Annotated in this window: 22 protein-coding genes; 13 read left to right on the top strand and 9 right to left on the bottom strand. The window is 63.0% G+C overall.

Annotated elements, in window-relative coordinates:
* Window positions 1–5 precede the first annotated feature (5 nt).
* The 6 genes from NKH13_RS14275 to NKH13_RS14250 all read right to left on the bottom strand — a co-directional run bounded on the left by NKH13_RS14275 (window position 6) and on the right by NKH13_RS14250 (window position 6,489).
* Complete coding sequence (locus NKH13_RS14275) at window positions 6–1,286, bottom strand: amylo-alpha-1,6-glucosidase (RefSeq protein WP_352717851.1); 1,281 nt, start codon at window positions 1,284–1,286, stop codon at window positions 6–8.
* Window positions 1,287–1,319: 33 nt separating this feature from the next.
* A complete protein-coding gene (locus NKH13_RS14270) occupies window positions 1,320–2,360 on the bottom strand; it encodes an ABC transporter ATP-binding protein (protein ID WP_352912848.1) in 1,041 nt (346 codons plus the stop codon).
* Between the two features lie 21 nt (window positions 2,361–2,381).
* The gene (locus NKH13_RS14265) at window positions 2,382–3,224 is read right to left on the bottom strand and encodes a carbohydrate ABC transporter permease (RefSeq protein WP_352717854.1); all 843 of its coding nucleotides are present in this window, start codon (window positions 3,222–3,224) and stop codon (window positions 2,382–2,384) included.
* A complete protein-coding gene (locus NKH13_RS14260; protein WP_352912847.1) occupies window positions 3,221–4,066 on the bottom strand; it encodes a carbohydrate ABC transporter permease in 846 nt (281 codons plus the stop codon). The genes NKH13_RS14265 and NKH13_RS14260 overlap by 4 nt, the downstream gene beginning before the upstream one ends.
* 72 nt (window positions 4,067–4,138) lie before the next feature.
* Window positions 4,139–5,407 (bottom strand): ABC transporter substrate-binding protein, encoded by a 1,269-nt coding sequence (locus NKH13_RS14255; RefSeq protein ID WP_352912846.1) that lies wholly within the window; start codon window positions 5,405–5,407, stop codon window positions 4,139–4,141.
* 38 nt (window positions 5,408–5,445) lie between these two features.
* Window positions 5,446–6,489, bottom strand: coding sequence for a substrate-binding domain-containing protein (locus NKH13_RS14250; RefSeq protein ID WP_352717858.1), 1,044 nt, complete (start codon window positions 6,487–6,489; stop codon window positions 5,446–5,448).
* Between the two features lie 228 nt (window positions 6,490–6,717).
* On the opposite strand from NKH13_RS14250, the gene NKH13_RS14245 reads away from it, so the two are divergent.
* From NKH13_RS14245 to NKH13_RS14200, 10 genes are all read left to right on the top strand, one after another.
* Window positions 6,718–7,692 carry a sugar-binding transcriptional regulator gene (locus NKH13_RS14245; RefSeq protein WP_352717860.1) on the top strand — a complete coding sequence of 325 codons (975 nt, stop codon included), beginning with the start codon at window positions 6,718–6,720 and terminating at the stop codon, window positions 7,690–7,692.
* 44 nt (window positions 7,693–7,736) lie between these two features.
* On the top strand, window positions 7,737–9,182 hold the full coding sequence (locus NKH13_RS14240; RefSeq protein WP_352717862.1) for an ABC transporter substrate-binding protein: 1,446 nt from the start codon (window positions 7,737–7,739) through the stop codon (window positions 9,180–9,182).
* 153 nt (window positions 9,183–9,335) lie between these two features.
* Window positions 9,336–10,259 (top strand): carbohydrate ABC transporter permease, encoded by a 924-nt coding sequence (locus NKH13_RS14235; RefSeq protein ID WP_352717864.1) that lies wholly within the window; start codon window positions 9,336–9,338, stop codon window positions 10,257–10,259.
* A 9-nt stretch (window positions 10,260–10,268) separates the two neighbouring features.
* Window positions 10,269–11,126, top strand: coding sequence for a carbohydrate ABC transporter permease (locus tag NKH13_RS14230; RefSeq protein WP_023676025.1), 858 nt, complete (start codon window positions 10,269–10,271; stop codon window positions 11,124–11,126).
* Between the two features lie 4 nt (window positions 11,127–11,130).
* Window positions 11,131–12,249, top strand: a complete 1,119-nt coding sequence (locus NKH13_RS14225; RefSeq protein ID WP_352717866.1) for an ABC transporter ATP-binding protein — start codon at window positions 11,131–11,133, stop codon at window positions 12,247–12,249.
* Window positions 12,246–13,370, top strand: a complete 1,125-nt coding sequence (locus NKH13_RS14220) for an ABC transporter ATP-binding protein (RefSeq protein WP_352717867.1) — start codon at window positions 12,246–12,248, stop codon at window positions 13,368–13,370. Before NKH13_RS14225 ends, NKH13_RS14220 begins: the two co-directional genes overlap by 4 nt.
* A complete protein-coding gene (locus NKH13_RS14215; RefSeq protein WP_352912845.1) occupies window positions 13,370–14,932 on the top strand; it encodes an FGGY-family carbohydrate kinase in 1,563 nt (520 codons plus the stop codon). Before NKH13_RS14220 ends, NKH13_RS14215 begins: the two co-directional genes overlap by 1 nt.
* 7 nt (window positions 14,933–14,939) lie before the next feature.
* Window positions 14,940–15,980 carry a 2-hydroxyacid dehydrogenase gene (locus NKH13_RS14210; protein ID WP_352717871.1) on the top strand — a complete coding sequence of 347 codons (1,041 nt, stop codon included), beginning with the start codon at window positions 14,940–14,942 and terminating at the stop codon, window positions 15,978–15,980.
* A gap of 19 nt (window positions 15,981–15,999) precedes the next feature.
* The gene (locus NKH13_RS14205) at window positions 16,000–17,517 is read left to right on the top strand and encodes a glycerol-3-phosphate dehydrogenase (protein ID WP_352717872.1); all 1,518 of its coding nucleotides are present in this window, start codon (window positions 16,000–16,002) and stop codon (window positions 17,515–17,517) included.
* Complete coding sequence (locus NKH13_RS14200) at window positions 17,517–18,455, top strand: sugar phosphate isomerase/epimerase family protein (RefSeq protein ID WP_352718003.1); 939 nt, start codon at window positions 17,517–17,519, stop codon at window positions 18,453–18,455. The genes NKH13_RS14205 and NKH13_RS14200 overlap by 1 nt, the downstream gene beginning before the upstream one ends.
* A 47-nt stretch (window positions 18,456–18,502) precedes the next feature.
* Here the strand turns inward: NKH13_RS14200 and fba are convergent, their stop codons facing one another.
* Window positions 18,503–19,567 (bottom strand): class II fructose-bisphosphate aldolase, encoded by a 1,065-nt coding sequence (gene fba / locus NKH13_RS14195; RefSeq protein WP_352717873.1) that lies wholly within the window; start codon window positions 19,565–19,567, stop codon window positions 18,503–18,505.
* 262 nt (window positions 19,568–19,829) lie between these two features.
* Between fba and NKH13_RS14190 the strand changes: the two genes are divergently transcribed.
* From NKH13_RS14190 to derI, 3 genes are read left to right on the top strand one after another with little or no spacing between them, the layout of a single operon-like run.
* The gene (locus NKH13_RS14190) at window positions 19,830–20,594 is read left to right on the top strand and encodes a DeoR/GlpR family DNA-binding transcription regulator (RefSeq protein ID WP_292653840.1); all 765 of its coding nucleotides are present in this window, start codon (window positions 19,830–19,832) and stop codon (window positions 20,592–20,594) included.
* Window positions 20,595–20,604: 10 nt separating this feature from the next.
* Entirely contained in the window at window positions 20,605–21,363 is a 759-nt protein-coding gene (locus NKH13_RS14185; protein WP_352717874.1) for a triose-phosphate isomerase, read from the top strand.
* Between the two features lie 25 nt (window positions 21,364–21,388).
* Window positions 21,389–21,832: a D-erythrulose-4-phosphate isomerase gene (gene derI, locus NKH13_RS14180; protein ID WP_352717875.1), complete on the top strand. Its 444-nt coding sequence runs from the start codon at window positions 21,389–21,391 to the stop codon at window positions 21,830–21,832.
* Here derI and dhaL read toward each other — a convergent pair.
* Entirely contained in the window at window positions 21,829–22,464 is a 636-nt protein-coding gene (gene dhaL, locus NKH13_RS14175; protein ID WP_352717876.1) for a dihydroxyacetone kinase subunit DhaL, read from the bottom strand. The two genes, derI and dhaL, sit on opposite strands and share 4 nt — an antisense overlap.
* 9 nt (window positions 22,465–22,473) lie before the next feature.
* Window positions 22,474–22,793 (bottom strand): dihydroxyacetone kinase subunit DhaK (locus NKH13_RS14170; protein WP_352912844.1); only part of this gene is annotated, 320 nt, incomplete at its 5' end.

The raw sequence follows: 22,793 nt of genomic DNA, 5'->3' as shown, positions 1-22,793 counted from the left end.
AGCGTTCAGGCTCTGCCCTTCAGGAACTCGATCACCATTGCCGCGGTCCAGGTGAAGCGGCTGCCGCCGAGCGGCTCGCCGCTAAGGGGATCGTAATATTCGGCAAAACCGCTCTCGGCGATCAGCTCGAGACTGGATTGCGTGATCCGTTGTGCGATTTGGCTGTGGCCGGCGGCAGCAAGGCCGTCGGCGATCATGTAGTTGACCACCAGCCAGACCGGGCCGCGCCAATAGCGCTTGGCATCGAAGCGGGGATCATCGAGCTCATGCGAGGGGACGATGTAACGCGCTTTGCCAGCGATGCGCTCGATCGTTGCAGCGATGGCCGCTGCCCGGCTTTCCGGAATGGCCGAAAACACCGGCAGAATGCCGCCGACCGATGCGCTGTCAACGTGCTTTCCGGCCACTCGGTCGAAACAAATGTACTGGCCATGCGCGTCGCTCCACAGCCGTTCTATTGCTGAAAGCCCCTTTTCGGCACGGGCGCGGTTGGCCTTGGCGATTTCGGTTTCGCCAAGTGCCTCGGCGAGATCGGCAAGATCGGCGGCGGAACGGATCAGGATGGCGTTGAAGCCGGGATCGACGACCTGGAATGGCGAGGCGTCGTGCAGCCGGGCGTTGTCCCAACCAAGCCCGCGGAAATGCTGCAGCAGCCAGATATAGCGGTCATACTGTGCCTCGGTTGGACGATGCGCCGGATCGGCGTGCAGGATGTCGCGGCGGGTGTAGGGCTCGACGCCTTCGGTCGGCACGCGCTCCAACGCCTCGTCCCAGTCGATCGAGTTGTCGCGGCCGGACTCCCATGGGTGGATTATGGCGACCAGCCCTTCGCCATTCGGGTCGCGATGTTCGTAGAACCAGCGGTGCCAGGCATCGATTTTCGGCAACAGCGCACGGGCGCGCTCGGCCGCCAGGGTCTTGTCCTTGGCCCGGTCGAACAGACGGCGCACGGCAAAGCCGGCGACCGCCGGCTGGGTGATGCCCGACGTGGCGGTCGGGCGGTCCGTTCGCCAGACCTCCGGCCCGGGGAAATAGCCATCGCTCCAGACATGGAAGACGATGTGCGGTACCATGCCGTCCGGCCACTGGTGGGCGAACAGCGTGTCGATCTCGGTCCAGGCCCGAGCCTCATCGTAGTGGGCAAGACCGAGCGCGGTCAGGCAGGAATCCCAGTTCCATTGGAACGGGTAGAGGCCCTTGGTCGGTATGGTGTAGGTGCCTTGGTCGTTTTCCCTGAGCACCTCGACGGCGCGGGCGATGGTTTCGTCGACAGCAAGAGATATCATCGGGGCGTTCGTACTTTCAGGATCGAAGGTGGATCAAAGGGCGTTGGTGGTTTCGGGATCGAACCAGCGGATGCGGTCGGGTTTGGGCAAGAGCCGCAGGTGATCGCCGACAGCGACCGTGACATTCGATTCGAGGATGGCGCGGAACAGGCCGCCCTCGACATCGCAGGTGACCAGCGTGTGCGGTCCGAGCGGCTCGACAACGCGCACGGTGGCGTGCAGCCCTTCGGTGCCGGCGTCGACATCCTCGGGGCGAATGGCGAATTCTATCGTCGGCTTGTCGGATTTGGGGCCAGGCAGCGTCAGCCCGGCGACGGTCCAACTGCCGTCTGCCGCCTTGGTCGCCGGGATGAAATTCATCGGCGGGTTGCCGATGAAGGAGCCGACGAAGCGGGCCGCTGGATTGCGGTAGACCTCTACCGGCGAGGCGGCCTGGACGATACGGCCCTGGTGCATGACGGCGATGCGATCGGCGAGGCTCATCGCCTCGACCTGGTCATGGGTAACGTAGATGGTGGTGGTCTTGGACGCAGCGAGCACGCCCTTGAGTTCGGCGCGCATTTCGAGCCGCAGCAGCGCGTCGAGGTTCGACAGCGGCTCGTCCATCAGGATCACGTCAGGTTCCATCGCGAGCGCCCGAGCGACTGCCACGCGCTGGCGCTGGCCGCCGGAAAGCTGGCCCGAATAGCGCTTCAAAAGCTGCTCGATGTGCATGAGCTCCGCGGTGCGGTTGACGCGCCCCTCGACCTCCTGCTGCGGCAGCTTCTTCATCCGCAGGCCGAAGGCGATGTTCTCGAACACGGTCAGGTGCGGAAACACGGCGTAATTCTGGAACACCATGGCGATGCCGCGCTCGCGCGGCGGCAGATGGTCGACGCGACGGCCGCCGATCCAGACCTCGCCCTGGCTTGGCGTTTCCAGCCCGGCGACGATCCTCAGCAGCGTGGTCTTGCCGCAGCCCGAGGCGCCAAGCAGCACCATGAATTCCTGGTCGGCGATGGTCAGGTCGATCGAATGCAGCGCGGTGAAGCCACCGAAACGTTTTGCGACCTGCTTGATGGCGATCTCAGCCATCGGCGTTCTCTTTTGTGCGCGTCATCGGTTGGCGATCCCCCACATGGCGAACAGATATTTGCGAACGGCGAAGATGAAGATCAGCGCCGGGATGACCAGTGCCGCGCCACCGGCGAATTTGAGGTAGAGCGGCGATTCGCCGAGGCTCTGAAGCAGGAAGGCGGTCAGCGTCCGGTTCTCGATGGTGAGCACGGCGGCGGCAAACACCTCGTTCCAGGAGATGGTGAAGGCAAATACCGCCGACGCCGCGATGCCCGGCAGCGCCAGCGGTAGAATGATTTTTCGGAATGCCTGCAATCTCGTGCAGCCGAGCGTCCAGGCCGCTTCCTCCAGCTCAACTGGAATGCCGGAGAAGAGCGAGAAAGTGATCAGCACCGCGAATGGCAGCGCCAGCGTGGTGTGGACCAGCGCCAGCCCGATCGCGGTATCGTCGAGGCCGGTGCGGATGAACATCACCGCCAGCGGTAGCGCCAGCAGCGGCAGCGGGAAGGCGCGGGTCATCAGCACAAGGAAACGGAACGTTTCCTTGCCTGGGAATTCGAACCGCGACAGCGCGTAGCCGGCGGGTGCGCCGAAGCCGATCGAGAGGAGCATCGTCAGCGTGGCGACGAGGACGGAGTTCCACAGCGCCTTGGCGACACCGGCGAAATTGATGAAGAAAGAAAGGCTGCCGAAATCGAATGACGGGAAGAAGCGCTTGGGAAAGGCGGTCACCTCTTCCGGCGACGACAGCGTGTTGACGATCAACAGATAGATCGGCAGCAGCACCCAGACGCAAAGCAGGATGACGGTTGCGACCAGCAACCAGTTGCCCGCTTTGCGGGCCTCAGGCGCGGCGATCGAGAGCTCCGCGACGGTGCTCATATGCGAGCCTCCTTCGGCACACGCAGCACCCGCAGGAAGAACAGCGTGAAGCCGATCGAGATGGCGAGGATGAACAGCGCCATGGCGGCGGCGACATTGTGGTCCTGCAGCGTGAACTGCCAATTGTAGGTCTCGCCCATCAGCACCGGCAGATTGGTGCCGCCGAGTGCTGCAACCACGGCAAAGACCTCAAAGGCAAGGATGACGCGCAGGATGATCGCCGTCTGCAGGCTTGGGCGCAACAGAGGGAGCGTGATCTTGATGAAGCGCTTCCACGGGCTAGCGCCGAAGACCTCGGCTGCCTCGTAATATTCCCGGGGGATCAGCCCCATGCCGGCGACCAGAATGACCATCATGATGGCGGTCGCGCGCCAGATCTCGGCCAGCGCCACGGCAATGAAGATCGTCAGCTTGCTCTGGTAGCCGAGGAACATGACCGGCCTTTCGATGACGCCGAGATTGGAGAGCAAGGTGTTGAGGAAGCCGGACTGGTCGAAGATGGCGAGCCAGATCAGCCCGGCGGCGAGATCGGAGATGCCGAGCGGAATAGCGAAGATGTAAAGCGCGGCGCTGCGCCCGGTTTCAAGCCGCGACACCACCGTTGCCATCAGCAGCGCCATGACCAGCTGGATGGGCACGACGACGGCGCTCAACAGCAGCGTGTTGCGGACCGTGACCGGGAATTTCCAGCTGCCCGCCATGGTGCGGAAATTGTCGAGCGTAAAGCTGCCGTCGCGGGTGAACGCCTCGAAGGCGACCAACACGAACGGGTAGAGGAAAAAGACGCAGAGGAACAGCGTCGCCGGCATCAGCAGCAGATAGGGCAGGGCCTTGCCGTGCATGGAGCGTTCTCTGTTCGGCGTTTGAAAGGGTGGGCGCCCGGCGCGCTAGGTCCGGACGCCCGGGGAGGATTCTTAATCGACCGGGCAGGCGCCTTGCGAGGGTTTGTCGGGCGCCCAGCACGGCGCTTTCGCCTGGTCGATGATCGCCTTCAGCGCCGTCGCCTGTTCGTCGAGCACGCCGTGCACATCCTCGCCGCCGAGCACGATGCGCTCGAAGCTGTCGGTGTAGATCTGATTGAACTTGCCGCCGAGGCCGCCAAGTCCCATTGGCAGCAGCGCCGGCAGCGCATCCGGGGCACCGGTCATGGTGGCGATCACTGGGCTGAAGGCCTTTACCGAGGCCGGCATGTCGTCGGGCAGCTTGACGTCGACGATGGGGAAGAAGTTTGTCGCCTTCAGCGTCGCGATCTGGGTTTCCGGTTTCAGCATATAGGCGACCAGCGCCTTGGCCTCGTCCATGTCAGGCGAGGTCTTCGGGATAGCGACGCCGGCCACCACCGGCATGTAGCCGCGGCCTGCCGGGCCAGCCGGCGCCGGGAAGGCGACGAAGTCATCGGGTTTCTGGTTGAAGGCGTCGGCGAGGCGCGCGACGTGATCGAATGCCACCCAGACTTCGCCGGTTAGCAGCGGCTCCTGCATGAAGGCATAGTTGGTCGAATTCGGGTTGGTGTATTGCCACAATTCCTTGAACTTGTTCCACGCCGTCTCGGCCTCCGCCGAGCGGAACTTGGTCACCATCGAGCCGGTATACGATGGAAGGAGAAAACCCTCGAAGAAACGGTGCTTCAGCCCTTTCGGGCCGGCCGGAAAGCCGAATTTGGGTGAGCCGGTCTTCTCTGCGATGTTTTTCGCCCACTCGATGAGCTGGTCATAGGTGATGGTGTTGAGATCGGCGCCGGCCGGCAGGTATTGCAGCGCCTGCTTGTTGGCCGCCATCAGAAAGGTGGCCTGCATCCATGGCAGGTACTTCTGCTCTCCGGTGCCGAGCATGCCGAGCTTCTTGTAGGTCTCGTTGACCTTGACGCCACCGAGATCGACGCCAGAGAGATCGACAAGGTTCGCGCCGACGGTGGAGAAGTCTCCGTGCAGGCCGCCGAGCACGCCTATGGTGCCGGAGCCGGCCTGCAGTTCGGCCTGAAGGCGGGTGAGCCAGGGCCCGTCCTCGGCGACCTGATAGTCAACCTGGCCGTCAAACCCCTTCAGCACCTCACCGCGCATTTTTTGCGTCTCTTCCACAGGTCGCGCCTGTGTCGACCAGAACAACACCTGCTGGGCTTGTGCTGCGCCGGCAGCGAGCGACAGCGCCAGCACGGCGCCTGCCAATATCCTCAAAGCATTCATCGTCATCTTCCTCCCTGGGTTGCGCCGCGAAGCGGACATCAGTTCTGTCCTGTGGGTACCGAGCCATGGCTTGCTCGCGAGACAAGTGTCGGCCGGACCAGCCGGGTCAGTGGCGCGTCCGGCTTGTTGCGGATGACGGTCAGCAGCATCTCGCCGATCTCGCGCGCGCACTGCCGGATCGAAGCGTCGAAAGTGGTCAACCCCGGCGGGGCATAGGCTGAGGCGGCTATGTTGTCGAAGCCGATCACCGAAAGGTCGCGAGGAACGGCAAGTCCGGCGCGCCCCGCCTCTTCCATCACCGTCAGCGCCAGCTCGTCGAACAGCGCGATAATCGCCGTCGGCCGCTCGGTGGCGTGCAGAAGCCGGTTGATTGCCTGGATGCGGGCACCGCGATCGAAACGCGGCGCCGTCGCCACATAGAGCCTGACGGACGGATCGCCCCGGCGCGCAATCGCGGCAGCGAGCCCGTCCTGTCTGAGATGGCGAAACGTCATCGGCTCGGAAATCGTCACCAGGCCGAAATGGCGGTGTCCGAGATCGTAGAGCATGTCGAAGGCCTCGCCGAAAGCATGTGCGCCATCAGTATCGAGCCAATGGTAGGCAAAGTCGCCGTCGAGCAGCCGGCCATGCGCGACGAACGGGAAATTGCGTCGGCGCAGATAAGCAAGCCGCTCGTCGACCTCGGCGATGCGGGTGACGACGACCCCATCGGCGCGTCCGGATTCGACGACATGGCGAAGCACGGAAAGTTCCGACTGGCCCTGCGCCGCTGCGGCCAGAATCAGGTCGGACCCGTGCGAAACCAACCCTTCGCCGAGCCCGGTGACGAATTCGCCGAGGAAGGAATCGACCAGATTGGGGCCGCGGATCGGCAGCACCATGCCGACAAAACCGCTGCGGCCGGAGACCAGCGTGCGGGCTGCCGTGTTCGGCACATAGCCGGCCTGGCGCGCGGCCTCGGCGACACGTTGGCGCGTTCTCAAGGCGATCTGCTCGTGGCCGGCAAGCGCGCGCGAAACGGTGGTAATCGACAGGTCGAGCTGCGCAGCAAGTTCCTTGAGGGTGGTAACGCGGGTCGGCATCGTTTCCTCCCGAACGAAGTTTGAAACGTTTGTAATCAGTCCAGGTCAAATTGCAAACGTTTTAAATGCGCGCAAGCGGTATTTGATTCTTGCCCGTTGATCCGCTTGGCCCTTGTTCGACCAAGCCAGCAAGCTCCCGGATGGAGATTTAAACGCAGCGGTTGCTTGACTCGGGCGACGCCTTGTGAAAAATTTTGCAACAACTGATAAAAATATCAAAGGGCGGAAATGGTTGGTTTTGGCAACGGCCTGCTGCGCGATGATGAGACCGGGATGGCAGCCCGTGCCGCCTGGCTTCATTATGCTGGCGGCCTGACCCAGTCCGAGGTCGCCAAGCGGCTCGGCCTGACCAGCCTCAAGGCGCATCGCCTCATCACCAAGGCCAATCAGGAAGGCCTGGTCAAAGTCTACATCGACGGCGAAGTCTCCGAATGCGTGGAGCTCGAGGACGAATTGTCCGGCCGGTACGGCCTCGACTATTGCGAGGTGGTTCCGGACTTCGATGCCGAAGACCTGCCGCTCAAGGCGCTCGGCATCGCCGGCGCGCAGTTTCTCAAGCGCGAGATCGAACGCGGCGAAGAGGCGCTGATCGGCGTCGGCCACGGCCGCACGCTTGCCGCCTGCGTGGAATATCTGCCGCGCATATCGGCCGGCAGGATCCGTTTCGTCTCGCTGCTTGGCGGCCTGACGCGCAAGTTCTCGGCCAATCCGCATGACGTCATCCACCGCGTCGCCGAGCGGACTGGTGCGGAGGCCTATGTGATGCCCGTACCGATGTTCGCCAACACGGTCGAGGATCGAACCGTGTTGCTCGGGCAGAAAGGCGTCAGCGATGTCTTCGACCTCGCCAAGTCCGCCGACTTGCTCATCGCCGGCATCGGAACTGCCGAGCGTGAGGCCTCGCTTGTCGCAACCGGCATGATCGAGAAGGGCGAAATGGAGGAAATCCGCAGCAATGGCGGCGTCGGCGAACTGCTCGGCCATTTCTTCGACGATGCCGGAAAGGCTGTTGCGACGACGCTTTCCGACCGGGCGCTGGCACTGGCGCGCGAAGACATCAGCAACCGCAGGATTGTCGCCGTTGCCGGCGGCAAGGTGAAGGTTCGCGCCATCAAGTCAGTGCTGGAGGGCCGCTATCTCAAAGGCCTGATAACCGACGAGCGGACGGCGCGATCGCTCGTGGAACAGACGCCGGTCGGGTAGCCGGCAACCATTTCGTTGAAACTACCCTGTGGAGGAGAAGAGAAATGCATGAGAAAGAGAAAGACCTCATCGACGCGTTCCTGCGTGGACAAGTCGACCGCCGTGGGCTGATCAAGGGCCTCGGTGCAATGGGCCTTGCCGCCAGCACCGCCGGCACCCTGCTCAACCTCGGGCAGACCCGCGCCCTGGCGGCTGATTTCGACTGGCAGGCCCATAAGGGCAAGACCATCAAGCTGCTGCTCAACAAGCATCCCTACGCCGATGCGATGATTGCCGACCTCGACAACTTCAAGCAGCTGACCGGCATGGAAGTCGTCTACGACGTATTTCCGGAAGACGTCTATTTCGACAAGGTCACCGCGGCACTGTCGGCCAGCTCACCCGAATACGATGCCTTCATGACCGGCGCCTACATGACCTGGACCTACGGTCCGGCCGGCTGGATCACCGACCTCAACGAATGGATCAAGGATCCGGCTAAGACCAACCCGAAATATGCCTGGGACGACTTCCTGCCTGGCGTCAGGAGTTCTTGCGCCTGGAACGGGCAGCCCGGCGGCGTGCTCGGGTCGGAAGACGCCAAGCAATGGTGCATTCCGTGGGGCTTCGAGCAGAACAACATCACCTACAACAAGGGCATGTTCGACAAAGTCGGCGTCAGCGTTCCCGGCAATATGGATGAGATGGTAGCTACGGCAGCGAAGCTCACCAAGGACGTCGGTGGCGGTGTCTACGGCATCGGCGTGCGCGGCTCGCGCTCCTGGGCGACGATCCACCCAGGCTTCCTGTCGGCTTACGCCAATTTCGACCAGAAGGACCTGAACGTCTCGGCCGACGGCAAATTGTCGGCCGCGATGAGCACCGCCGAATCCAAGGCTTTCCACAAACAGTGGGTCCAGATGATCCAGGAGAGCGGCCCCAAGGACTGGTCGACCTACACCTGGTACCAAGTCGGTACCGATCTCGGTGCCGGCGCCTCGGCGATGATTTTCGACGCCGATATCCTCGGCTACTTCATGAATGGCGGCGACAACAAAATGGCCGGCAAGCTCGCCTTTTCCGCTTTCAAGGCCAATCCCGCCGCCAAGGCACCGACGCCCAACATCTGGATCTGGTCGCTGTCGATGTCCAATTTCTCGAAGGACAAGGACGCCACCTGGTACTTCATGCAATGGGCATCCGGACCCGAGCACGGTCTGTTCGGTGCGACCAAGATGGACTTCGTCAATCCGGTCCGTCAGTCGGTCTGGAAGGACGAGATGTTCCGCGACAAACTGAACAAGAGCTATCCGGGCTATGTCGAGATGTTCGACGTCTCGGCACCGGGCGCCAGCATCAAGTTCACTCCGCAGCCGCTGTTCTTCGATCTCACCACCGAATGGGCGGCGACGCTGCAGAAGATGGTGGCCAAGGAAGTGCCAGTCGACGAGGGCCTCGACAAGTTGGCCGAGAGCATCAACGGCCAGCTCAAGGAAGCCGGGCTCGGCTAAGCCGCGGCCAGGGCTGGCCCGTCCCGCGGGCCAGCCTTTAGGATGTGACACGTTTGCGAAGCGGTGCCGAGCGGTACCGCCTGCTCGCCCGACCGGCCGCCTTGCTCCCTTGGGCGGCCGGGACGGCGAAGCAACAGGATGACGGAGCAGCAGATGACTGCGGCGACAACACAAAGAAACAGGCCGTCGGGCTTCAGGATCAGCAAGCGGGTGCTGCCCTATCTCCTCAGCTTGCCGGCCCTGCTGGTCTGCATCGGCATCCTGATCCCGTTCTTCACATCGGTGGTCTATTCTTTCCAGCGCTACCGATTGAGCCAGCCTTGGGCGCGGCAGTTCAACTGGGGCGACAACTACATCTCGTTCTTCACTGACCCGAAGTTCTGGAACACGCTGCAGGTGTCGCTGCTCTACGCCGGCATCACCGTCGTGCTCGAGCTGCTTCTCGGTCTCGGCATCGCCATGCTGCTACAAAAGCGCTCGACGCTGAACAACTTTATCTCGATCATGCTGTTGATGCCGCTGATGACCGCGCCGGCGCTCGCCGCGCTGATGTGGAAGCTGATGACCAATCCCGGCTTTGGCGTGCTCAGCTATCTCGCCAGCCTGATCGGGCTGCAGGATTTCCGCTGGGCCTCGTCTCCGTCCACGGCACTGCTCACCGTCGTGCTTGTCGACATCTGGGTCTACACGCCGTTCATCATGATCCTGCTGCTTGCCGGCCTGCGCAGCCTGCCCACGCAGCCATTCGAGGCGGCAGCACTCGACGGCGTGCCGAGGAGCTTCGTTTTCTTCCGCATCACCCTGCCGATGCTGACCCCCTATATCCTGACGGCGACATTGTTCCGCCTGCTCGATTCCATCCAGCAGTTTGACATCATCTATGCCATGACGCAGGGCGGTCCGGGCGATACGCTGACCGTGTTCCAGGTTGAGGCTTATCTCAACTTCTTCCAGTCGACCAATGTCGGCCGCTCGGCGGCGCTGATGATCATTCTGTGGGCGATCACCTATTTCCTCTCGAATATTTTCATCAAGAACTGGCTGCGGCTGCGCGAACGCGCCCGCGGACAGGCATAGGAGGCTGGCATGGAACACACCTCCCTTCTCGAACGCATCCTGCGCGGCATTGCCTTGGCGCTGGTCGTGATCTTCTTCATGTTCCCGATCGTCTGGATCCTGATGATGTCGTTCCAGACCAACGAGACAATCCTGCGGATTCCGCCGCAGCTTGTCTTCGAGCCGACGCTCGCCAACTACACTGCCTTGATCACCGGCAAGCTGATGACGGCAGCCGGCACGCTCGATATCGCCTTCATGCGCAATCTGTGGAATTCCGTCTTTCTGTCGGTCACCTCGGTTGCCGTCGCGTTGCTGCTCGGCGTTCCCGCGGCCTACGCCTTTGCGCGGCACAAATTCCGCGGCTCGGAGGACATTGCCTTCACGCTCCTGTCGTTCCGGTTCGCGCCGGCGCTGCTGGTGCTCCTGCCGCTCACCCTCTATTTCCAGAAGCTCGGGCTGGCCAACACCTATATCGGGCTGATCTGGGTCTACCAGCTGATCTGCCTGCCGTTGATCCTGTGGATCGTGCGCGGTTATTTCGAGGATATCCCCGCCGATATCGAATACGCCTACCGCATTGCCGGACATTCCTGGTTTGCCACCTTTCGCAAGATCGCGCTGCCGCTCGCCGGTCCGGGAATCGCCGCTGCCGGTCTGCTCGCCTTCATCTTTGCCTGGAACAATTTCGTTTTTGCATTGGTGCTCGCCTCGGCCGACAAGCAGCCGGTGACGGTCGGCGCGCTCGCCTTCATCACGTCCTCGGGCATCCAGTACGGCCAGATCTCGGCGGCGATCGTGCTGTCGATCACGCCGACGCTGGCGCTCGCGCTCTATGCGCAACGCTATCTCGTCGAAGGCTTGTCGCTTGGCGCGGTGAAAGGATAGTCCGATGGCAAGCCTCGAACTGCGAAACATCGTCAAGCGCTATAAAAGCCAGACCGTTCTCGACAATCTGTCGTTGACCGTCGCCGACGGCGAAACGCTGGTCCTGTTCGGACCGTCCGGCGCCGGCAAGACCGTGCTGCTGCGGCTGGTCGCCGGCGTCATCGACCCCGACGAGGGAAAGATCCTCATCGGCGGCGAGGACATGACCGATCTCGACGCCGAGTTCCGTGGCGTCGGCATGGCATTCCAGAACTTCGCGCTGTTCCCGCATATGACGGCGTTCGATAACATCGCGACGCCGCTGCAGGCGAAGCACTCATCGCAGGGCACGATCAAGGCCGGCGTCGAGAGCGTCGCCAAGTTGTTGAAAATCGGCCATGTGCTCAGCCACAAGCCGCGGGCGCTGTCCAACGGCCAGAAGCAACGCACCGCGCTTGCCCGCGCGCTGGTCGGCTCGCCGCCGCTTCTCCTGCTCGACGATCCCTTGCGCAACGTCGATGCCAAATTGCGCTTCGAAATGCGCCTCGAACTGCCAAGGCTGCTCGCCGATCGCGGCGCGACCGTCATCTACGTCACCCAGGACTACAAGGAAGCGATGGCGCTCGGCGACCGCATCGCGGTGATGTCGCAGGGCGTCGTCAAACAGCTCGGCACGCCCGAGCAGATCTATCGCGAGCCGGCCAATGTCGAGATTGCCCGGCTGTTCGGCGACCCGACGATCAACCTTCTGGACGTCAAGCCGTCGCGGGACGCCAAGGGCATCTATGTCGGCCTGTCCAACGTCCAGGTCCATCTTGCCGGCGCTCATGAGGCGGTGGTCGGCCGCGACTGCGTGATCGGTTTGCGGCCGGAGGCACTGGCCTTTGTCGATGAAGGCACGCCCGGCGCCATCCCGGTGACGGTCGAGGCTGAGACGCCGCTCAACGAGAAGATCGTCACGCTGGTGCGAACCGTGCGCGGCCGTGAAATCCTGGTCTCGCGTCCGTCCGGGACGCCGGGCCAATCCGAAGGCCGGGCGCATATCGCCGTCGATAGCAAAAGCGCCGTGCTGTTCGATCGGGCAAGCGGCGAGCGTATCGGCTCGAAGAATGTCGTCAATTTGCGCAGTGGAGAAGCGGCATGAGCCCGACCGCAATCACCATTTCGGGCGTCGACAAGTTCTACGGTCCGATCGACCGCGGCGTACACGCCGTCAAGAACCTGACGATGGAAATCGCCAAGGGCGAGATCGTGGCGCTGCTCGGCTCGTCCGGCTGCGGCAAGACCTCGACATTGCGCATGATCGCAGGCTTCGAAGAGGTCTCGCGCGGCACCATCGCGGTTGCCGGCCGCAAAGTGCACACGTTGCCGCCGGTCAGGCGCAACGTCGCAATGGCCTTCGAGGGCTATTCGCTCTACCCGCCGCTGACCGTGCGTGAGAACATCGCCTTCGCCCTCAAGGCCGCCAGGCTGGCGAAGAGTGCGGTCGATGCAAAGGTTGCCAACATCGCCAAGCTTCTCGAGATCGAGGACATTCTCGAGCGCTATCCGAGCTCGATCTCCGGCGGCCAGCAGCAGCGCGCCAGCCTCGGCCGGGCGCTGATCCGCGAGGCCGACCTGCATCTGCTGGACGAGCCGATGGGCCAGCTCGAGCCGCAGCTTCGCGCCGTGCTGCGCGGCCGCATCAAGCATTTCATCAAGGAGCGCGGCCTGACCGCGATCCTGGTCACGCACGACCAGACTGAGGCCAACGCGCTTGCCGACCGCATCGCCGTCATGGAGGGCGGCGTGCTGCAGCAGTTCGACACGCCTGACAGGCTCAAGGAGCGGCCGGCAAACCTGTTTACCGGCACATTCGTCGGCGAGCCGCCGATGAATGTCTTCGAGGCCTATGTCGGCACAGCTGACGGCAAGATCAATCTCAAGCTGCCCGACGGGCTTTCGCTCGACTACGACAAGGATGCGTTCAGCGGCCCGGTTCGCGACGAATTGCTCAACCGGCAGCGCGTCGTCATCGGCGTCAGGCCCTATGCGGTCCGCCGCTCGAAGGATGGTGTGCCGGCGACGGTTTCGGCCAATCAATGGCTCGGCGACCAGACCCATATCGCCGCCGATTTCGCCGGCGGTTCGCTGGTCCTGGTCGAACATGACCGAACCCGCTTGGAGCTTGGCGCGCCGATCAAGATCAGCATCGATCCGAAAAACCTTCACGTCTTCGATCAGGCGAGCGGCAATGCCATTTCGCACGGCACGGAGCTTGCTTGATGCAGGATGTGCTGATCGGCATCGACGCCGGCACGTCTGTCATAAAATCCGTCGCCTTCGACACGGCGGGCAGGCAGATCGCGTCCGCCGCGCTGCCCAATAAATACGAGACACTGCCGGGCGGCGGCGCCGAGCAGGACCTGACGCGCACCTGGGCCGATACCGCGACGACCTTGCGCCAGCTCGCCGACAAGGTGCCGAACCTAGCCAGCCGGACCATTGCCGTTGCCGTGACCGGCCAAGGCGACGGCACCTGGCTGATCGACAAGGATGGTGAGCCGGTAGCCAAGGGCTGGCTGTGGCTCGACGCGCGCGCTGCTGCGGTCGTCGAGGAGATCCGCGCGCGGCCAGAGGACCGGCTGCGCTTCGAAAAGACCGGCAGCGGGCTCGCTGCCTGCCAGCAGGGATCGCAGTTCGTCTTCATGAAGCGCCACATGCCCGCGATGCTTGCCAATGCAGCGACGGCCTTCCACTGCAAGGACTGGCTCTATTTCAAGTTGACCGGTCACCGTGCCACCGACCCGTCCGAGGGCACCTTTACCTTCGGCGACTTCCGCACGCGCGGCTATTCAGATGATGTGCTCGAGGTACTCGGCGTCACCGATCTCAGGCATCTACTGCCGCCCATCGTCGATGGCACCAGGCAAAGCACCTCGCTGTCGGTAGCAGCAGCCGATGCGACCGGCCTGCTCGCCGGCACACCGGTCGTTCTGGCCTATGTCGATGTCGCCTGCACGGCGCTCGGCGCCGGCCTGTTCGATCGCGAGCGCAAGCCGGGATGCTCGATCATCGGCTCTACCGGAATGCATATGCGGCTTGCCGAAACGCCGGACGAGGTTCTGCTCAACGAGGCTGCAACCGGCTACACGATGACGATGCCGGCACCGGGCGTCTTTGCGCAGATGCAGTCGAACATGGCGGCAACGCTCAATATCGACTGGGTCCTTGGCCTCGCCTCCGGCATTCTCGCCTCGCAAGGTATCACGCGGACCAATGGCGAGATGATCGCGCTGGTCGACCAGTGGATATCGTCGTCCGAGCCAGGCTCGCTGCTCTACCAGCCCTATGTCTCGGAGGCCGGCGAGCGCGGGCCGTTCGTCGATGCCAATGCCAGGGCCGGCTTCGTTGGCATTTCGTCCAGGCACGGCTATGCCGACATGGTCCGCGCGGTGTTCGAGGGGCTGGCTTTCGCGGCACGCGATTGCTACGCCGCGATGGGGCCGCTGCCCAAGGAAATCCGCCTGACCGGCGGAGCGGCCAGGAGCCCGGCTCTGCGCAAGATCCTGGGTGCTGCGGTCGGCGCGGACATTCGCACCAGCGAGCGCGAGGAGGCCGGCGCTGCGGGCGCTGCAATGATTGCTGCGGTCTGCGTCGGCCAGTACGTATCGATGGACGATTGCGTCAGTGAATGGGTCACGCCTTTGCTCTGTGCGGCCGAGCCCAGCGACCGGAAACTTGCCGCCGCCTATGAGGCGATTGCTCCGTCCTACGCATTGGCGCATGAGGCGCTGCGGCCGGTCTGGCGTTCGATGGCCGCATCCAGACAAACTGACGTGAATTGAGAAGAGCATGCGCAAAAAAATTGCGATCATCGGTGACCGCTTCATGCTTCCGGACGTGTTTCGCGAGAAAATCGAGGCGGCCTGCGGCGATAATCTCGACATCCGCACCATTGAGACTGCATGGCCCGACGAGCCGATGGAATTCGGCAATGCTGCGCTCGGCCTCGACAAGGTCAAGGAGTATTTCGGTGATCCTGACGAGGTGGTCGATTTTATCGGCGATGCCGAAATTTTTGTTACCCAGCTTGCGCCGCTCTCCGAAGCCATGATGCAGCGCCTGCCGACGCTGAAGCTGGTTGCGGTATCGCGCGGCGGGCCGATCAACATCGACATGGCGGCCGCCAAGGCCCATGGCATCACGGTGGTCAATGTGCCCGGTCGCAATGCCAGCGCCGTGGCCGAGTTCACCATCGGCGCCATTCTCGCCGAGACGCGGCTGATCCGCGTCGGCCACGAAGCCTTGCGCAAGGGCGAGTGGCGCGGCGATCTCTACCGCGCCGACCGCACCGGCCGCGAGCTCAACGAAATGACCGTCGGCGTCATCGGCTACGGCAATATCGGCACCAGGCTGGTTCGGCTGCTGCGCGCGTTCGGCTGCCGCATCCTGGTTTGCGATCCCTATGTGCAATTGAGCGCCGAGGACCGCAATACCGGCGTCGAGCTGGTTGCGCTGGACGATCTGCTGTCGCGCTCCGATGTGGTCACGCTGCACTCCCGGGTCACCGAAGAGACGCGCGGTCTGATCGGCAAGGACGCCATTGCCCGGATGAAGCCGGGCGTGATCTTCGTCAACACCGCGCGCGGACCGCTGGTCGACTACGATGCGCTTTATGAGGCGCTCGTCTCGGGGCACATCGGCAGCGCCATGCTGGAAACGTTCGCCGTCGAGCCGGTGCCTGCCGACTGGCCCTTGCTGCAGCTGCCGAACGTGACACTGACGCCGCATATCGCCGGCGCGTCGGTGCGCACGGTGACTTATGCGGCCGAGCAGGCGGCCGAGGAAGTGCGCCGCTTCATCGCCGGTCTGCCTCCGGTCAATCCATGCTGACGACAGGGCATAGAGCGAGATGAGCGGTGAAACCGAAATCGTCGACCTCTTCGTCATCGGCGGCGGCGTCAATGGCGCCGGGATCGCGCGCGATGCGGCAGGCCGGGGCCTGTCGGTCATTCTTTGCGAAAAAGACGATCTCGCCGAGGGCACCAGTTCGCGATCGGGAAAGCTCGTTCATGGCGGTTTGCGTTATCTCGAATATTACGAGTTCCGCCTGGTGCGCGAGGCGCTGATCGAGCGCGAGGTGCTGCTCGAATCCGCGCCGCACATCATCTGGCCGATGCGCTTCGTGCTGCCACACAGCCCCGATGACCGGCCGGCCTGGCTGGTCCGGCTCGGCCTGTTCCTCTACGACCATCTTGGCGGCCGCAAGCGGCTGCCGGCCACGCGCACGCTCGACCTGCGCACCGCGCCAGAAGGCGCGCCGATCAAGGACGCCTTCAAGCGCGGCTTCGAATATTCCGACTGCTGGGTCGACGACGCCCGCCTGGTCGTCATCAACGCGCTCGACGCCGCCGAGCGCGGAGCCAGGATATTCACCCGCACCGCCTGCATTGCCGCCCGTCGCGAAAACGGCCTGTGGTCGGTGGAGATGCGCGACGGTCGAACCGGCGTCAGGACCACAGTCCGGGCACGGGCGCTGATCAATGCCGCCGGTCCCTGGGTCAATGACGTCATCAACCGCGTGGCTGGCCAGAACTCCAAGCGGAACGTGCGCCTGGTCAAGGGCAGCCACATCGTCGTGCCAAAATTCTGGGAAGGGCGACAGGCCTATCTCGTCCAAAACAGCGACAAGCGCGTGATCTTCATCAATCCCTATCAAAACGATCTCGCGCTGATCGGTACCACCGATATTCCCTATGACGGGCGGCCGGAGGACGTGACCGCGGATGCCGGCGAGATCGATTATCTGATCAAGGTGGTCAACCGCTACTTCAAGCGCCAGCTTGCGCGCAGCGACGTCGTTCGTTCGTTTTCCGGCGTCAGGCCGCTCTATGACGACAATGCCGACAATCCGAGCGCGGTGACCCGCGATTATATTTTCGAACTCGACGCTTCGGCAGGGCAGGCGCCGCTGCTTTCCGTCTTCGGCGGCAAGATCACCACCTTCCGTAAATTGGCCGAGCACGCGCTGGACCGCATCGCCCCGTTCTTTCCGAAGATGGGCAAGCCGTGGACCTCGAAAGGGCATCTGCCGGGCGGCGATATCGCCAATGCCGATTTCGAGCAGTTCCTCGGTGACCTCGGCCACGAATATCCCTGGATGCCGGCATCGCTGGTCAAGCATTATGGCCGACTCTACGGCACAAGGACGCGTGATCTGGTCGGCACGGCTGGTTCGCTCGCCGAACTGGGCCGGCGCTTCGGCAAGGATTTTTTCGAGCGCGAAGCCAACTACCTGTTCGAGCACGAATGGGCCGAGACCGCGGCCGATATTCTCGAACGACGCACCAAGCATGGCCTGCATCTGTCCGGCGCGGAAAGAGAAGCGTTCGAAGACTGGTGTTCGAGTCGGCTGGCGAAGGCCGGCTGATGGCTTTTGCGCTATCCCTCAACACCAATCCGCTGGTCAACCGTTTTGCCGAGCCGGACGACCTGATCGATACGATCGCCTACGCGATCGGCATCCGAGACGTTCAGCTCACGCATGAGTTCGTCAATCCCGGCTGGCCGGCGGCGACGATCGCCAAATTCATCCGCCTGTTCCGCTCCGCTCTCACCCGCACCGGTGTGCGCGTAACATCGGCGATGACCGGCCCCTACGGCAGGCTCAATCATTTCGGCCATCCCGACGCCGACGTGCGGCGCTATTATGTCGACTGGTTCAAGACTTTTGCCGAAATTTCGGCCGAACTCGGCGCTGCCGGCATGGGCACGCAATTCGCGATCTTCACCCATCGTGACTACGACGATCCTGAGCGTCGCGCGCGGCTTTTCGACATCGCGCTGGAATGCTGGCGTGAGGTTGCCGAGCATGCCCGGGCCGCCGGCTTGACCTACCTGTTCTGGGAGCCGATGTCGGTCGGCCGCGAATTCGGCCACACGATCGAGAGCTGCCGCGCGCTGCAGCGCGAAATCAATGCGACCGGCACGGCGATCCCGCTCAAGATGATGGTCGACATCGACCATGGCGACGTGACGTCGAGCAATCCGGACGACATCGACCCTTATGCCTGGGCCGAAGCTTTTCCAAAGGAATCGCCGATCATCCACATCAAGCAATCGTCGATGAACAAGGGTGGCCATTGGCCGTTCATTGCCGCCCACAACAAGGACGGCCGCATCACGCCGGAAAAGCTGCTGGAGACGATTCGCCGGGGCGGCGGCATCGGCAACGAGATCTGCCTCGAATTGTCGTTCCGCGAACGCGAGCCGGTCGACCATCAGGTCGTCGCCATGATCCGCGAGTCGGTCGACTACTGGGCGCCCTTCATCGAGACCGGCAGGGCCGATCTGTTGCCGCGAGCATGATGGGATGAGCAGGAGCCGAGGCGGCTCCTGCTCAGAACCGGAATATGTCAGCCAAATTTCGGATCGAGGCTTCCGGACTTGTAGCGTTTGGCCATTTCCGGCAGCGGCAGCGGCTTGATCTTGGAAGCGTTGCCGGCGGTGCCGAATTGCTCGAAGCGCTCCTTGCACAGCTTCCGCATGGCTGCCATTGCCGGCGTCAGATATTTGCGCGGATCGAATTCGCTCGGATTCTCGGTCAGCACCTTGCGGATCGCGCCGGTCAGCGCCATGCGGTTGTCGGTATCGATATTGATCTTGCGCACGCCATGCTTGATGCCGCGCTGAATCTCCTCGACCGGCACGCCCCATGTCGGCTTCATCTGGCCGCCATATTTGTTGATGATCTCCTGCAACTCCTCCGGCACCGAGGACGAGCCGTGCATGACGAGATGCATGTTAGGCAAGCGGCGGTGGATTTCCTCGATGACGTTCATGGCCAGTACAGCGCCGTCCGGCTTGCGGCTGAACTTGTAGGCGCCGTGGCTGGTGCCCATGGCGACTGCCAGCGCATCGACATGGGTGTCGCGCACGAACTGTTCGGCCTGTACCGGATCGGTCAGCAACTGGTCGTGGCTGATGACGCCCTCGACGCCATGGCCGTCTTCCTGTTCGCCGCCGCCCATCTCAAGCGATCCAAGAACGCCGATCTCGCCTTCCACCGACACGCCGCCCCAATGCGCCATGTCGACGACGCGGCGGGTGATGCCGGAATTATAGGCGTAGTCGGCGGGTGTCTTGCCGTCCTCCTTTAGCGATCCGTCCATCATCACCGAAGTGAAGCCGTGCTGGATCGCGGTGACGCAAGTGGCTTCGTTGTTGCCATGGTCGAGATGCATGCAGACCGGGATATCGGGATGGATTTCGACCAGCGCATCGATCAGTTTGGCAAGCACGACGTCGTTGGCGTAGGCCCGCGCGCCGCGGCTCGCCTGCAGGATGACCGGCGATTTGGTCTCCTCGGCGGCCTCCATGATAGCGAGGCCCTGTTCCATATTGTTCATGTTGAAGGCAGGCACGCCATAGCCGTATTCGGCGGCATGATCGAGCAATTGTCTCAGTGTGATGCGAGCCACTCAGTAGTCTCCCGTATCCGGTTTCGAGCCAGTGTTTGCGGGCTGTTCGGTTGTCGTCGAGCCCCTGATGCTTCTGGCCGCATTTCCGCGGCACCGCAACCGCTGGGCGCTCGGCCGGCAGCAATTCTTGTTACAGCACGCGACCAGAAGCGTCATGATATCTCATAGAGACATAACATTATCACAAAAAATTTGGTGGCTGTGCGACGTTTCCTGTTATATCTCGGAACGTGCGTTCGGGTTGCACGAGGAATCCGCGGAAATGAAGAGCGACGGCCGCCGGCAAGGCATCATGGATTTTCTGATGGACACCGGCACCGCCAGTGTCGACGATCTTGCCTCGCGCTTCGGCGTCTCCAAGATGACCGTCCACCGTGATCTCGACGAGCTCGAGGAAAGCGGTTTTCTGCGCAAGGTGCGCGGCGGCGCCTCGATCCAGCCGAGCAGCCTTTTCGAGAGCGATTTCCGTTACCGCCAGCGGCTGGCCGGCGATGAAAAGCAGCGCATCGCCGCCGCCGCCGTGACGATGATCGAACCGGGCCAGACGGTGATTATCGACGATGGCTCAACCGCGGGCGGCGTTGCTCGGCACCTTGCCGATCTGCGTCCGCTGACGGTGATCTCGAACAACCTGGCTGTCATCCAGGATTTGGCGGGCGTTGCCGGGATTAACCTGATTGCGCTCGGCGGCCAGTACAGCAAGAAGTTCCACGGCTTCTTCGGCCTGCTCGCCGAGGACACGCTGAAATCATTGCGCGCCGATGTCGCTTTCCTGTCGTCATCGGCCATACATGGTGCCTCTGCCTTTCACCAAGATCAGGAAGTGGTCCAGACCAAACGGCTGATGATGGCCGCAGCCGCGCGCAAATATCTGCTGGTCGATCATGGGAAATTCGGCCGCACCGCCTTGCATTTCCTGACCGATCTCAAGGCTTTCGATACCGTCTTCACCGGCCGCGAGCCGCAGCCGCAGATGCGCGCGGCGCTGGATGGTGCTGGCGTTTCGCTGACAGTGATCGCAGAGTAGGAGAGCACGCATGGTTTACTGGGTCGGCACCAGCTGGAAAATGAACAAGACGCTCGCCGAGGCGATGGCTTTCGCCGATGCATTGGCCGAGTTCGTCCCCGGTTTCGACGAGCGCATTCAGCCCTTCGTCATCCCGCCCTTCACGGCGATACGCGAGGTCAAGAAAGCGCTGTCGCCGGCGCGCATCAAGGTCGGCGCGCAGAACATGCATTGGGCTGACGCTGGCGCCTGGACCGGCGAGATCTCGCCGATAATGCTGAAAGACTGCGAACTTGATATGGTAGAGTTGGGCCACAGCGAACGGCGCGAGCATTTCGGCGAGACCGACAAGGCTGTCGGGCTGAAGACTGCGGCGGCGGTGAAGCACGGTCTCGTGCCACTGATCTGCGTCGGCGAGACCTTGGCTCAACGCGACAGCGGCCAGGCCGATGCGGTGCTGGCCTTGCAGGTGCACGGCGCGCTGCAGTTTCTCGAAGGCGCGGCCAAGGCGGCGACTATCCTGTTCGCCTATGAGCCGGTCTGGGCGATCGGTGACAAGGGTGTGCCGGCAAGCTCGGACTATGCCGGCCGACAGCAGGCGCTGATCAAGAAAATCGCCGGCGACCTCCTGCCGGCCATACCGCCGGTGCTTTATGGCGGCAGCGTCAATCCGCAAAATGCCGCCGAACTGATCGGACAGTCTCATATCGACGGCTTGTTCATCGGCCGTTCCGCCTGGCAGGCGGAAGGCTATATAGACATCCTCAAACGCGCCTCGGCGGCGATCTAAGCATCGAACAGGAAGGAAACCGAACATGAAAATAGCCATTGGAGCCGACAGCGCCGGCAAGCCGCTGCTCGACGTCATTGCCTCTCACCTCGCCACCAAGCCCGGCCTCACGGTCAATGACCTCAGCCAGGCGGGCTACTATGCCGACCTGTCGCAGAAGCTCGCCCAGACCATCCTGGACGGCGAGAACGATCGCGGCATCCTGTTTTGCGGCACCGGGATCGGCGTATCCATTTCCGCCAACAAGGTGCCCGGCATTCGCGCCGCACTCACCCACGACACCTATTCGGCAGAGCGCGCCGCAAAATCCAACAACGCCCAGATCATTACCATGGGCGCCCGCGTCATTGGCCCGGAACTGGCCAAGTCGATCGTCGACGCATGGCTCGCATCGGAATTCGATGAGAAGGGACCATCGGCAGGCAATGTCCAGGCCATCGACAGGCTCGACGCGGCGAAGCGGGGTTAGACCAGACTGTTCCGCATCGCATTGATGATCGTCACGGCCGACGCGGCGCCGGGATCCATGTGCCCGAGCGACCGCTCGCCGAGCCGCGACGAGCGGCCCTTCGCGGCGATCATGTCCTTGGTCGCCTCGGCGCCGCGCTCAGCCGCGGCGAACGCAGCGTCAAGACTTTCGGCCAGCGTCTTGCCGGCGCCTTGGGCTGCGGCGGCCGCTTGCGCCGCCGGCAGCCAGGCGTCGACCATGGTCTTTTCGCCGAGCTCGGCCTTGCCGCGATCCTGGATGCCTTGCGCCATCGCCCGGAGCATGGCGATGACGTCAGCGTCCTCCAGAATTGCCTTGCCTTTGACGGCGACGGCACCGCGCATGAAGGCCGTCGCATAGAGCGGGCCTGACGAGGCGCCGACGGCGTTGAGGAACGACTTTGCCGCGGTGTTGAGCAATGCCGTCGGCTCGGTCGACGCATCGATCTGGTCCAGCGCGTCGCGCACAGCGCCAAAGCCGAGCGCCATCGCAATGCCGTGGTCGGCATCGCCGATGACGCCGTCGAGCCGGCAGAGCCGGTCCTTGTCGGCATCGATCGCCGCGGCGATCGCATTGAACATTCTTTTCAAGCCGGCTGTGTCGATCGAGGTCATGATGCCCTCTCAGCCGGCACGGAACATGGCGCAGTCGCAGGGATGGTCGAGCATCTCCTGCAACTCGCCGTCGAGATGCATCAGCGTCACCGAGGCGCCGGCCATTTCGAGCGAGGTGCAATAATTGCCGACCCAGGTCGCATGGACAGCGACACCGATGTCATCGAGCCTGTGCTTGACCCGTCGGTTCATGACGTAAAGTTCCATCAGCGGCGTCGAGCCGAGCGAATTGACGAGCACAGCGACCTTGTCGCCTCGCGCCGGCGCCATCTCGTCGAGGATATTGTCCAGCATCTCGTCGGAGATCTCGGCGGCCGTCTTCAGGTTTC

Source organism: Mesorhizobium sp. M1348 (assembly GCF_040317925.1).
In the GTDB taxonomy this organism is placed as follows: Bacteria; Pseudomonadota; Alphaproteobacteria; order Rhizobiales; family Rhizobiaceae; genus Mesorhizobium.
Note: the sequence above shows the minus strand (reverse complement) of the source record. Positions and strands in the feature narration are given on the sequence as shown.